7 protein-coding genes are annotated in these 13,738 nt (G+C 53.6%); 3 read left to right on the top strand and 4 right to left on the bottom strand.

Annotation, left to right across the window (positions count from 1 at the left end):
• Positions 1 to 329 precede the first annotated feature (329 nt).
• From KTT_RS02735 to ftsH, 3 genes are all read left to right on the top strand, one after another.
• Positions 330 to 2,603, top strand: coding sequence for a Tex family protein (locus KTT_RS02735; protein ID WP_371864891.1), 2,274 nt, complete (start codon positions 330 to 332; stop codon positions 2,601 to 2,603).
• A gap of 32 nt (positions 2,604 to 2,635) precedes the next feature.
• Entirely contained in the window at positions 2,636 to 4,468 is a 1,833-nt protein-coding gene (locus KTT_RS02730) for a S9 family peptidase (protein ID WP_126594530.1), read from the top strand.
• A 1,353-nt stretch (positions 4,469 to 5,821) separates the two neighbouring features.
• On the top strand, positions 5,822 to 8,110 hold the full coding sequence (gene ftsH, locus KTT_RS36950) for an ATP-dependent zinc metalloprotease FtsH (protein ID WP_371864836.1): 2,289 nt from the start codon (positions 5,822 to 5,824) through the stop codon (positions 8,108 to 8,110).
• Positions 8,111 to 8,180: 70 nt separating this feature from the next.
• Here the strand turns inward: ftsH and KTT_RS02720 are convergent, their stop codons facing one another.
• The 4 genes from KTT_RS02720 to KTT_RS02705 all read right to left on the bottom strand — a co-directional run bounded on the left by KTT_RS02720 (position 8,181) and on the right by KTT_RS02705 (position 13,709).
• The gene (locus tag KTT_RS02720; protein WP_126594528.1) at positions 8,181 to 8,921 is read right to left on the bottom strand and encodes a nucleotidyltransferase domain-containing protein; all 741 of its coding nucleotides are present in this window, start codon (positions 8,919 to 8,921) and stop codon (positions 8,181 to 8,183) included.
• A 354-nt stretch (positions 8,922 to 9,275) separates the two neighbouring features.
• On the bottom strand, positions 9,276 to 10,205 hold the full coding sequence (locus tag KTT_RS02715) for a PP2C family protein-serine/threonine phosphatase (protein WP_160145597.1): 930 nt from the start codon (positions 10,203 to 10,205) through the stop codon (positions 9,276 to 9,278).
• Positions 10,206 to 10,517: 312 nt separating this feature from the next.
• Positions 10,518 to 11,234 (bottom strand): type 1 glutamine amidotransferase, encoded by a 717-nt coding sequence (locus KTT_RS02710; protein ID WP_126594526.1) that lies wholly within the window; start codon positions 11,232 to 11,234, stop codon positions 10,518 to 10,520.
• A 261-nt stretch (positions 11,235 to 11,495) separates the two neighbouring features.
• Positions 11,496 to 13,709 (bottom strand): alpha-amylase/4-alpha-glucanotransferase domain-containing protein, encoded by a 2,214-nt coding sequence (locus KTT_RS02705; RefSeq protein ID WP_126594525.1) that lies wholly within the window; start codon positions 13,707 to 13,709, stop codon positions 11,496 to 11,498.
• Positions 13,710 to 13,738: the final 29 nt, after the last annotated feature.

Raw genomic sequence — 13,738 nt, 5'->3', positions numbered from 1 at the left:
GCATGCCCCCGAGCGTGGGGAATGCAGGCATCCCCATTCTTTATTTCAATGGAGGTGCAGCAGGGGCGCATCCGTGCCCCTGCTGCACCTCCATTGAAATAAAAGGAGACGGGCCTGGCCGACGATCGTATAGTCATCATGACGTATAGAAACAGCCTGAATGAAGTGTTATACTGGGTGGACGTTCTCCCGACGATGGGAGGAAACGTTTACTTCTATTTCAATGAAAAAAAGAACCTCTCTAATTGTTCAGGGAAGGTAGGCTTAGATAATTGACGACTCAAGAACCACTTGACCATGCAGCGAGGGCTGCGGCAGAGACGATTGCTGTGTTGTCGGTTGACGATATTGCCCGCACCCTTGCTGCCGAGCTTAATCTTGGCACGGGACAGATCGCGCGCACGATTGCGCTTATCGATGAAGGCAATACGACGCCATTTATTGCGCGGTACCGTAAAGAGGTAACGGGTAGTCTGGATGAGGTGCAGATTCAGATGATCGCCGACCGGGCGGCGGCGTTGCGGGCGCTGTTTGAGCGTAAGCAGGACGTGCATCGGCTGATTGAGGGGCAGGGCAAGCTGACGCCCGGACTGGCCGCGCAGATTGAGGCGGCAAAGACCTTGCAGGAGGTTGAGGATCTCTATCTTCCGTATCGACCGAAGCGTAAGACGCGCGCTAGCGTCGCGCGTGAAAAAGGGCTGGCTCCGCTGGCCGAAATCATTTTACGTCAGCCGGAGATAATGGGAGATGCCCAGGCGGTGTTGGAAGAACACGCGCAGCCATTTCTGGACGCCGAGAAAGGGGTTGATACCAGTCTGGAAGCGTATGCCGGGGCCAGCGATATCGTGGCGGAAATGATCGCTGAAGATGCCAATGTGCGCGGCTCGGTACGCACCACCTTTTTCAGGGACTCCGCCGTGGGCGCGCGCGTGACCGATCCCGAGAAGGTCGCGGAGAAAGATCCAAACGGTGTCTACCGGCTCTACTATGAATTTAATGAGAATGTGACGAAGCTGGTACCCCATCGCGTTCTGGCGCTCAATCGTGGTGAGCGCGAAGATGTGCTGCGCGTCAATATCTCACTCCCCTATGAGCAGGCCCAGCGGGACATTACGACCCATTATCCGATCAAGGCCACTTCACCATTTGCTCCACTATTGAGTGAGGCCATGGAGGATGGCTATAAACGTTTGCTTTCACCCTCGATGGAGCGCGAGGTGCGCGTGGAACTGACGCGCAAAGCTGAAGAGCATGCCATTAATGTCTTTGCCACCAACCTGCGTAACCTGTTGCTCCAGCCTCCCTTGCGCGGCAAAAAGGTGCTGGGCATTGATCCGGGTTACCGTACGGGCTGTAAGCTTACCATCGTGGATGAGACAGGCAAATATATTACCTCCGATACCATGTATCTGCACCAGGCGGATAAGGCGCGCAAGCTGTTACGGCAGATGTTGACCGACTATCAGATTACCGTGGTCGCCATCGGCAACGGTACGGCTTCACGTGAGACCGAACAACTTGTGGCCGATCTTTTACGGGAACTGGCCGAACACAATCCGGACGCGGAAACAATCGGATATATGATCGTCAACGAGGCGGGCGCCTCAGTCTACTCAGCATCGGAGGCCGCGCGTGAAGAGTTTCCTACCCTGGACGCGACCCAACGCGGTACCATTTCAATCGCGCGCCGCCTGCAGGATCCCCTGGCCGAGCTGGTGAAGATCGATCCCAAGGCCGTTGGGGTTGGGCTCTACCAGCATGATGTGGATCAAAAGGAACTGGCGGCGGCACTGGAGCGGGTGGTGGCTTCGTGCGTCAACTTCGCCGGTGTCGAGGTCAATTCGGCCTCGGCTGCCCTGTTGAAGCATGTCTCTGGCATCAATACACGCGTCGCTAACGCGATTGTGAAGTACCGCGAGGCCAACGGTCCATTTAAGACGCGCAAGGAACTGCTGAAGGTGGCGGGTCTGGGCCAGGCTACCTTTGTGCAGGCGGCGGGCTTCCTGAAGATCGCCAATGGCAGTGAGCCGCTGGATAATACATTCATCCATCCCGAAAGTTACGAGGCGGCGCGCGCGCTGCTGAAGATGCTGCCCGAAGGGGAGCAGAAGAACGCCAGACCGGCCGAGCGCATCGCGCAGTTCCGGCAATTCATCAAGCTGCAGCATAGCCTGGGCCGCTCAAATCGCAATCGGGACAACGCTGGTGCGTCCGGTGAGGCTGCAGCCTGGCGGGACCTGGCGGAAAAGATCGGCGTAGGTTTGCCGACGCTCAACGATATCCTGGAAAACCTGGAGAAGCCCGGACTTGATCCCCGCGATGAGCTACCCGCGCCTATCCTGCGACACGATGTGTTGAAGATGGAGGATCTGCAGCCAGGTATGATCTTGCAGGGAACGGTGCGCAATGTGGTTGATTTTGGCGCCTTTATCGATATCGGCGTCAAGCATGATGGACTGGTTCACGTCTCTGAGATGGCTGACCGCTTCGTACGTGATCCTCTCAGCGTGGTCTCGGTTGGGCAGGTGGTACAGGTGCGCGTGCTGGATATCGACATCAAGCGCAGCCGGATACAGTTGAGTATGCGTAGCATCAACGCATAATACAAATGCAAAAGGAATTGGAGAAATCGGGCATGGCAAAAGAGACGTATAGTTTTGAGCGTTATCTCAATGTGCGTACCGCTTTCGGACCACATTTTTCTCCGGATGGCCAGAAGCTAAGTTTCTTGACCAATATTACCGGTGTGGCGGAGGTCTGGAGCGTCGACTTGAATATGCAGGCCGCGATCCCATCCTGGCCAGAGCAGTTGACATTCCGTGGTGAGCGCGTGTCCGGCGCGGTGTACGCTCCTCATGAAGACACCATACTGGTCTCGGGTGATATCGGTGGCAATGAGCGGGCTCAGCTCTTTTTGCTGGCGGCTGATGGCTCACAACTGACCGCGCTTACCTCAAACCTTGAGGTGATGCACATCTTTGGTGACTGGTCCCCGGATGGGCGTTACATCACCTATAGCAGCAATGAGCGCGATGCCCGCTACTTCGATATTTATGAGATGGAGATCGTTAGCGGTGAGCAGCGTTTGCTGTTGCAGCACGATGGGACTAACTATGCCCATGGTTATTCGCCAGATGGCTCACAGGTCTATTTGACGCGCTGGCTCTCCAACACACGCAGTCAGCTGCTACTAGTGGATCGCGCAACTGCTACCGAGCGGGCGCTGACCCCCGAAATGAAACTGGATGGGCGTGGGGCGGTTTATCACTCGGCGGCATGGTCAGCTGATCGCCAGGGACTGTATCTCTTGAGCAACCATGAGCGCCAGTTCCGTTCACTGGCTTACCTGGATCTGTCAACCCTGGCCATGCGCTATCTGGGCGAAGATCGCTGGGATGTGGAGCAGCTGCAAGTGAGTAAAGACGGCACCCGTCTGGCGATGGTTGTGAATGAGGATGGCTATTCCACGCTGTCGCTGTTCGATGTCTCGCAGGGATGGGAGCAGCGACGGTCGTTGCTGACGCCGACCCTTCCCCGAGGCGTCATCTATGATTTAACCTGGTCTGAAGATGGCTCACGGCTGGCTTTGACGTATGCTACCGCTGATGATGCCATGGATGTCTGGGTCTGGGACCTGGAGGCGGAGGCTATCGTGCGCGCGACCCAGAGCTCTCGCGGCGGCATTCCGCAAGCATCCTTTGTCAATCCTTCGCTGGTGCACTATCCCACCTTTGATGGTCGCGAGATACCCGGTTTTCTTTATCTCCCGACAGGACAGCAAAAGCAGCTGCCTGTCATTATCAATGTTCATGGTGGGCCAGAGGGACAGGCGCGTCCCATTTTTGATCCGGTAACCCAGTATTTTGTGTCTCAAGGATTTGCCGTGCTGGCCCCAAATGTACGCGGCAGTACTGGCTATGGGTATGATTATCAGAGCCTGGACGATGTACGCCTGCGTATGGACTCTGTGGCAGATCTACAGCATGCGGCCCTCTGGCTGCGCGATAGTGGTATCGCCGACAGCAAGCGCATCGTCGTGATGGGAGGAAGCTACGGTGGCTTCATGGTCCTGTCGGCGATCACTACCTACCCCGATCTGTGGGCGGCGGCCGTTGATATCGTGGGTATCGCCAACTTTGTCACCTTCCTGGAAAACACGGGACCCTGGCGTCGCAAGCTGCGCGAAGCCGAATATGGTAGCCTTGAGAACGATCGCGAGTTTCTGGAGCAGATTTCGCCGATCCGTTCCGTCGATAAAATTACCGCTCCACTGTTTGTGGTGCATGGTGCCAATGATCCACGCGTCCCCGTGGGCGAAGCCGAACAGATCGTCGCCGCGCTCCAGCGACGCCAGGTTCCTGTGGAATACCTGCGTTTTGAAGATGAAGGGCATGGCTTGATTAAGCGCAGCAATCGCCTGCTGGCCTATCCCGCTATTGCCCGCTTCCTGGAGCAACAACTCTCCTAGAGAGTGATTTAATCTTGTCATTTTAGGGGTACATGAGCGCCTCCACACGCGCGGCTGCTACGCAGCCGCGCTGTTATTTTTGTGGTGGTGCATCGGGTGCGCACATGCGCACCCGATGCACCACCACAAAACGGACTTCTGGGCACTGTAGGTGTGAGATCGCTCATGTGTGATGGTGCGACAGGTGCGCATGCGCGCCCTCAATGCACTAACATAAAACAAGACTCATGGGTCCCACCGGTGCTCACCGGTCATGTGTGATGGTGCGACAGGTGCGCATGCGCCCTCCTCTGTACTAGCATAAAATGGACCGGTGAGCATCTGCAATGCTCACCGGTCATGTGTGATGGTGTGACAGGTGCGCATGCGCCCTCCTCTGTACTAGCATAAAATGGACTCGTGAGCATCTGCAATGCTCACCGGTCATGTGTGATGGTGTGACAGGTGCGCATGCGCGCCCTCAATGCACTAACATAAAACAAGACTCATGAGTATCACCGGCGCTTACCGGTCATGTGTGATGGTGCGACAGGTGCGCATGCGTACTCCTTTCTGTACTAGCATAAAATGGACTCGTGAGCATTGCAGATGCGCCCAGTTTATGTGTGTGATGGTGCGGCAGGTGCGCATGCGCACCTGCCGCACCATCACACACATAAACTGGGCGGCCGCGTAGCGGCCGCTGGGGCGCTTATGTGCCCCAGTGAATTGGGACTTGAAACAAAAAGAGGCAAGACACCTGTAGAGGCGTCTTGCCTCTTTTTGTTTCAAGTGGTACCCATTATGGGTGAAATGTGTATCATGTAGAGAGAATGGCAACGTAATAGAAGTAAGGATGGCGTGTGCCAGGTTATACGAATACGTTACCCTAAACAGCGCGGTCGATTTTATCGATGGCGCTATTCATGTTATCTACCATTATAAATAGGGAATGTGTCGGAAGCGTGGCTTCTTCTAAGGCTATTAAAGACTATGCGGTGATACACTTTGAGATGGCTTGACATAATATGTGCTAAGAAGAAAGTACTGTGGGTAGTACGGTGCGTGGTGAAACGCGATAAACTACAGCTAGTTTAACTCCAAGCAGCGTTTGTTTTCCCAACGTAGGTTGATGGTTGTCTATTTCTGACTGCGAACGTGGATGTGGCGGCCTGAAATAGTAGAAATAGTATATGAAAGAAAGCAAGCTCACAACCACAGGGTTGTGATGATGATATAGAATGCTTTTTTTTATACCTATAAAGTGCTGACGAGACAGCATTTTCTTTTCTGGTTTATAGATAGTTCTCTTTTCATGGGAACTAGCATCGAGATCTTAGTAATAGAACAACCTGTTTTAGGCGAGGTGAAGGTATGGATGATAAGGCTAGTCGCCGCATGAAGCCGGGTAATTGGAGGCGTCAACAGCGACCTATACGTGATTATGGGCGGAGGATGGGGCAATTTTTTCGTCATCACCGTAATGCTGCTCTTACATGTACACTCATTGTAGTTTTATGCGTATTACTGCTTGCTATCTGTTTGCGTCTACCAGCACCAGGTGCGAATGACCCGAACGATGGATCGCAAGTTGTTGACTACACGACCCTGATACATCAGTTGCAAAGTGGAAATGTTTCGGCGGTGGCCATTCAAGATGACGATGTTCATGCCTTACTTAAATATCCGCTTCAACCATCTAAAGATATAACTAAAATTGGAAAAGAGACTCAGATTGATCCTGCGGGATGGTATAATACCTTAGCCAATAATGGCAGCACCCTGTCTGCTTCACAGGATACCACTGCTTTTGAGCAGCACACGCTTTATGTGCGCATCCCAGCCGGTGGCAAAGATCTGCTCATGAACCAGCTAGAGTCTTCGCACGTCGATGTTCACGTTCTTTCTACGCCACAGCCATCTTTGCTCTTCACCATGCTGCTGCGTTTCGCGCCTTTACTGCTGTTGCTTGGTTTGCTGCTGGTGTTTTTTGTGCTGCGCAACAGGCGTAATTCGCCTGGCTTCATGGATGATCGCGTCAGTCAGATAGGTAAAAGCCGGGCCAGGCGCTTTGATCGTTTACCCGAGGGTGTATCACCTCCACCGACTCAATCCCATAACGCGAAGCCCCTATCCGGTATACGTGGTTCCTCTACGGCCGCGAGCAAATCTGGAGCGGCCCCGATTGCCAATATTCCTTCGGTGACGTTCGCCGATGTTGCTGGTATCGATGAAGTTAAATCTGAACTGGTAGAGATGGTGCAGTTTCTGCGCCAACCGGAGAAATTTAGTCGTCTGGGAGCTCACATCCCACGAGGCGCCCTGCTGGTGGGTTCCCCTGGCACTGGCAAGACCCTGCTGGCCAAAGCGGTCGCGGGCGAGGCGCATGTTCCTTTTTTTAGTATCAGTGCCTCTGAATTTGTTGAAATGTTTGTCGGTGTTGGTGCCAGCCGCGTGCGTGATCTTTTTCAGCAAGCGCGCCACGTAGCACCGTGTGTTATCTTTATCGATGAGATCGATGCGGTAGGGCGCAAGCGCTCGGTGCGTGCTACAGGCAACGATGAACGAGACCAGACTCTGAACCAGCTGCTGGTTGAACTGGATGGTTTTGATGCGCGGCAGGCTGTGATTGTGATGGCGGCCACCAACCGGGTAGATATCCTGGATAAGGCGCTACTGCGACCCGGTCGTTTTGATCGGCGCATCACGGTGTCTGCACCGGATCGTGTTGGTCGCGAAGCCATCTTGCGCGTGCATTCGCGTCAGACGCCTCTGGCTATGGATGTCTCGTTAGAGCGTCTGGCCCGTCTGACCACTGGCATGACTGGTGCTGATCTCGCCAACCTGGTGAATGAAGCTGCCCTCTCCGCGGCGCGAAGAGATTTAATGGCGGTCACCCACGAATGTTTCGAAGAGGCGCTGGCCCGTATTCAACTGGGTGCGTTACGACCCCTGGTGATGAGCGAGGATGAGCGCCGCATTATTGCGGTTCACGAAGGTGGTCATGCGCTGGTTGCGCACTACCTTCCCGAAGCTGATCGAGTGAATCGCGTGACCATTTTGCCGCGCGGACAGAGTCTGGGCGTAACACAGTTTAGCGCCGAAATGGATCGCTATAACTACAGCCGTGAAACGTTGATGGCGCGGATCGCGGTCGGCCTGGGAGGCCGGGTGGCGGAAGAACTAACCTTTGGGGTGGAACGGGTGACTACCGGGGCGGAAAACGATTTGCAGGTGGTGACCGACCTGGCCCGTAAGATGGTTACGCGTTGGGGGATGAGTGAGCGCATAGGCGTAATGTTCGCGGACTACCGTCCGGAAGAATCCTATGAGCTAAATCTACGTCAGATCGATCCCGACGCGGTGCCTGCGCAGGCCAGGACCCTGGTCGCTGATGCACAGGGCAATTTGCATCTACATGGCGTGGCCCGGCCCATTCCAGGCCGGTATTATGCGCAAACGATGCCCTCCAGGTCCATCAGTGGCGTAACGATGAACTCTCTGGTTGATGCGGAGGTTCAGCGTATCCTGCAGGACGGTCATGCTATGGCCCATGCCATTCTCACAGAGCACAGTGATATGCTGACAACGCTGGCCGCCGCATTGATAGAACACGAGCAGCTTGATCGCGATCAGTTTGAAGCTGTCGTCGCGCAGGCATAATTTACGCTGAAGAGGCTCCAACCAGTCCGGCATGGTTGAAGCCTCTTCTTTTTGCGCCTCTTTTTTTATATCACGTCTCGGATACCAGCAGGCCTTCATTCGGACGCGTGTCTTTTTTGCCGTGGATAATTTTATCTAACCGCCCACCTACCAGATCCAGTGCTTGCTCTACGAAGGCGATTAAATCATCTTTGCGCCCCTGCTTGTAGAAGCTGTCCATGGCGCGAACGCACTGCTGTGCCAGTTGAGGATCATAGTCTTGCAGTTCTCGCAGCAGCCACTTGCCCGCCCCAATCCAGTGGCGACGTGAGCTGAGTACAAGGTTGATGGAGCCAACGATCAAAGAAAACGCGACGATATTGCTCTCGTGCCAATCCTTTGCGCCAATAAAATCGTCAAGCTGATCCGTCAGTTCATTGCGATGCATGTCCAGTTCTTCCTGCGACATCACCTCTGGACCATAGCGTAGCACCTGCCAGGCTTCATCCTGGATCTGTAGCGCCAATCCAGTCGGATCTTTTAAAATGATGCCGTGCGCGCACATATGCGTCACCACCGGTCGACGGCGTTGGATTTCCATTTTGAAGAGCTTGCGACAGGCATCATGGGTATAGAACAAAACGTCGATCGCTCGCCCGAATGCGTTTAGCGACTCTTCATAGACCGACTGTGTCTTATCGACAATCACCAGGATGTCCAGATCAGATGTATCGGTTTCTTCTCCTCGAGAAGCACTCCCGGCAAGGATGGCGGCCTTACAATTCGGGAATGTTTGCTGTACAAAGGCACGTGCGATATCAACAGAGTTCATGAGCCCTCCCTTATGTGCTAGGATATTCAAGCACTATTCTTTATCGGATCACCGGGCAGAAATATTGACATACTGCAATATTGGGAGCTTGATCTCTCCTTCCGGCATGCTTTTTGAGCGGGGTAAAATTAGATTGAGGACAAAAAGGCGGCAAAAGATAGCGTGCCTCAGCGTTGGTGTCCGCATGGCGGTGACTCACATACTTGTTGGTAGATGATGGGGGATCTGCGGTGCTGTTGGGGTGGCGGCGTGATGACGCAGCGAGCTACGAGCAAGCGCTGGTATGCATTGCCTGTAAGTGCTCGCTATATTTATGCTATGTTACTGCTAACGCCGCCTGTTGATCAACGCCTGCTAAAAACGACAGGTAAGCACAATAGCACTCATGTCGTCGGGTTTGGAGCGAATTGTCTGGGTACGGTCTTCATGGGAACGTTGGCGGGCGCTTTCAACGAGGATGCGGGATGCCGATGAACGTGGACTCGTCCTTAGAATATCTTCGATCTCTTCGTCGGTCAGATTATCGTGAATGCCATCTGTACAGAGAAGGATGCGATCCCCTGGTCGTATGCTTATTTTGTTGGTGTGAATGGTTGGTGGTATAGGTCCGCCCAGGGCCTGGGTAATACCGCCGCGCAACCGGAAGTAGTTGTATTCGACCTCAGAAAGTTGATCGGCCCGCATTGCCTGATCGATGCGGAATGCATGGTATTCATTAACGATCTGATTTTCGATCAGCTTGGTCAGGAGACCATCATCGCTGGTGAGGCGCTTGATACGCTCATCTCCACGTAGTAGATAGACGCGGCTATCACCCACATGTGCATAGACCATTGTATATTCGTGAGAGTCTGGCCGGCGGCAAAAAGCAGCCAGTGCAACGGTGGTGGCCAGATCATCTGTGCCCGCACGTTGGGCGCCGCTGGTGCGTACCTGCTCATCTGATTTCAGGATCAGGTCTTCCAGGATCTTGCAGAGATCACGTTTATTGCAATCTTCTAGAAATGTATAGATCTTGCGCCGATGAGGATTCCTGCTCATTATCAGCTTCCAGGCTTCGCGTGTTGAGTTCGCGGCTGTCTGCGAAGCAATTTCAGCGGCTGCGCTGCCTCCTACGCCATCGAAGACTGCGAAGAGACCTCCGATCTCGTCGACGATCATGCTGTCTTCATTACGGGTTGGATGGCGTTCGTTGGCGATGCTGCGACTAGAAGTAGCGAAAGGTGATCGCTTATGAAGATGATGGATAGTAGTACGCTTATTATGTCTGGTTTGGTGTGGCATCTTCGTCGATTGCTGCCTTTCGAATGATTTTACTATAGATGTTGTACTTTTTCTCATCACTTGATAATTCATGTCTATACCATTTACAATAGAACAGACCACTTGGTCCAGGAATACCTTTAAAGCTGATTCTCTACATCCTTATACATGCTCTACTTTGTCACAACCCCTGATGTGCCTGCCGCATATAGTGCTGGTTCGCTGGATTAGCATATGTGGCGAACCGTTGTGTGGGTCGCATAAACTTATTGTGTGCAAGTATAGCAGATCGCAGGATGAAAAGAAAAGGGTTTTGCACTCCTGAATATCATTTCAATGGATCAGATTACATATTCTTAGAAAATTCTCAAATAGCATTTTCGTATGTTGTTGATAGATGGAAAAATGTATTTCCCGTTCTTCTTCGATCTTTTGATATGCTGAAATTCCCAGAATGGCAATCATACTCTCTTTCATTGACGGATGATAGAGCCAGGTATTAAGCGTGTCGTGGTCAAGCTCTATATGGTACTGTAATCCATAAGCGCAACGCCCATGGCGGAAGGCCTGGTTTTCCGTATTCGTGCTGGTCGCAAGGAGCCGGGCGCCTGGCGGCAGGTCAAATGTATCTTCGTGCCAGTGGAACACCTTCTGACAGCCGGGCAGGCCGGCAAACAAAGGATCTTGTTGACCGGAGCTCGTCAGCTGAACATCAAAGAAGCCGATCTCTGTCATAATATGCTGACGTACCTGTCCTCCCAATACATCCGCCAGCAATTGCGCTCCCAGGCAGATGCCCAGATATGGAATCTCCCGCGCTACAATCGTGCGTAGCCAGGCTTTTTCCTGGACCAGGTACGGGTATGCCTGTTCCGCATAGACATGTTGCGAACCACCTAACGCGATAATTGCCGTATAGAGTGATGGATCAGGGAGGGCCATCTTCTCGATCTCTACTACATCATGGGCGATACCACGAGCTTCCAGAAGCTCACCCAGGTATCCTTTGGGGTCTTCTCGTTCATGTTGCAGCACCAGGATCTTCTGCACAGTCCTTGCTCCTTCCTGTTCCACATACACAATAATCGATAAATATCCCGGCAGCCTGAATGCCAGATATCAACAGGTGTATTTGTCGCCGTTTCCCTGGCCGTTTTTTATTAATACAGTGAATGGTAAGAAAAAGAGACAAATCTATGACGTAGTTTCTACGTAGAGGAAGAATCATGGGTTGTCAGATTGATTCTCCCCCATATAGTCAACGTTACAGATCGATCTCTCATGCAACTACGCCTGTTTGGTCCTATAGACCTAGGAGTTTCGGGCTACTGAGGCCGGGGTTCCCTGTGCGGTGATTTCGACGTTCCAGCTTTCACCGCCGTCCAGGGTGATGGGCCAGAGGAAGGTGAAATTGCTTCCCTGGTGGGTACGTTCAAAACCTGCTTCTGAACCGGTGACCGTGTCGATGGAGAAGCGCCACAGGCTGGCTGGCTGGCTGAGCGCGATGCCCAGGTCCTGCTGCAACCAGTTGTTGCCGATATGCATCGAGCTCACATTGGCGACCTCGCCAGTGCTATCAAAGCTGTGGCTCTCCAGTTGTTGGTCGTCAACGGTGCAGTAGGCCTGTGGATTGCCGCCACCACCAAGCAGATTGATATTGAATTCCGTGGCAAACATGCTCTGAAGCCGGGCCTGCCCCTGATTGGCGATCTGGTAGCGGATGACCAGTTTCTCTTCCCCTTTGGGAACGAAGATGGTTTTGCTCAGGGAGACTGGCAGGGGGCTCAGGGCGCCGGGACGTTTGACCATTCCCTCGCGGCTCAACACGATGGTGATGCCCGCCTCCTCCTGCTTGACGTCGGCCTGATACGGTTCATTGGCGAAGTTGCCCTGCTCCTCGTAGCGCACCTGTGCATAGCTGGATAGAGGCAGGCCCGCAGGCAAGAAATGATCTACCAGGCTACTGCGGCGATAGCGATCCAGCACCAGGTATTGATCAAGGTCGGCCTCTTTCGTGCGGATGGTGCTGTGTGGATTGCCCGGGTCGCTGCTGGCCGGGGTCTCTTCTTTCGCGGTCACGTGGCGACGACGTTCCTGCTCATAGGCGCGTAACGTCTGGTGATAGCTTTCCTCCTGCCTGGTCATGACGCTGAGCATATTATGGGCGCTGCGCCGCAGGTCCCATTCAAACAGGCTCCCACCATGCTGTGGATCCAGGTAGAGGTTTTGCTGATCGCTCTCAATGATCAATTGCTGTAGCGTGTTGCGCTCGAAATCGGTGAACTCGTAGCGTTGCCAGGATTGCTGGCCATGGTTGATGCGATCGGCGGCGTTTTCGGCTTTGATCAGGTGATGATAGATAGCTGAGCGCACGTGGGCCATATAGATGCCCCCGAAGAGCCCATGCCAGTAAGTATCGTTGGCCTGGGCTTTGAGCAGATGGGTCAGGCCGGCCTCTTCATTACCACCTGCGGTATAGACAGTGTCGTGCACGCGCAGCATCTTTTTATGCTGGTTGTTGATCTCTGGATAGCGAACCAGGAAACTACGCCAGAAGCCGCCGCGCATAAACTGGATAATGTCGTTGCGGTGCTCGCTCTCCAGTTGATGTAAGAGTTGAGAGAACTGATACGAGCGTTGTGGAGGAAGGGCCCACTCGGTCATCTCGATATATGATGAGGTTGGGATATAGACGCGTCCCAGAGCCGCGTGCTGGTTCGCATACTCGCCCAGAGGAGTGGTATGCAGCCAGTCGCTATTCTCCTCCAGAGCGGCGAAGAACTGGTCGACCCAGCCAGAGTGGCCATCAGGTCCCCAGCAGTAGGGGTGGGTGTCGGGCCAGCTACCAAATTTCTCGCCATCGTCGCCCATGACCACGATGCGATCTCCCGCCGTAGTGACCAGTTTGCGTAGGGTCTCGATGGTTTCTTGAGGAGGGCGCCAGGGAATCGTATAGCGCAGTGACTGGCTGGTCGCATAGACCTTCAGAATGCCGGTCTGATCCTCGGTGGCATAGTAACCATAGAGATCCTTATCTTCCAGGCCCACATTCTTGAAATGGATATCGTCCAGAATCGTCCACTGGATGCCCGCTTCAGTTAAGTAGCGTGGCAGGCTCGGCTCCCAGACGCGTTCGGCCAGCCACATGCCGGTGGGACGTGTGCCGAAGTCGGCCTCGACGCGCTCCGTCAGGCGACGAATCTGGGTAACCTTGTCGTTATCTGGAATCGATGGCAGAATCGGCTCGTAGTAACCGCCGCCGACAATCTCAACCTGCTGGCGTGCTACCAGGGCGGCGACTCGACGGAGAAACTCTGGATGTGTTTCTTCCAACCAATCCAGGAGTGATCCCGTATAATGGAGTGAGAGACGTACACCTGGATGCCGTTCCAGGGCCTGGATCATGGGTAAGTAGGATTCTTCAAATACCTGCTGAAATACCCAGGGGAAGTTTCCGACTGGCTGGTGGTTATGTAAAAGCAGTCCGATATGGATGCTTTTTTGCTGCTCTGGAGCTGTTGTCATGTTCTCTTCAACCTCTATATTTTGTATGC

It is taken from the genome of Dictyobacter aurantiacus, from assembly GCF_003967515.1.
GTDB classification, from domain to species: Bacteria; Chloroflexota; Ktedonobacteria; order Ktedonobacterales; family Ktedonobacteraceae; genus Dictyobacter; species Dictyobacter aurantiacus.
This window is presented reverse-complemented; position numbering and strand designations above follow the sequence as displayed.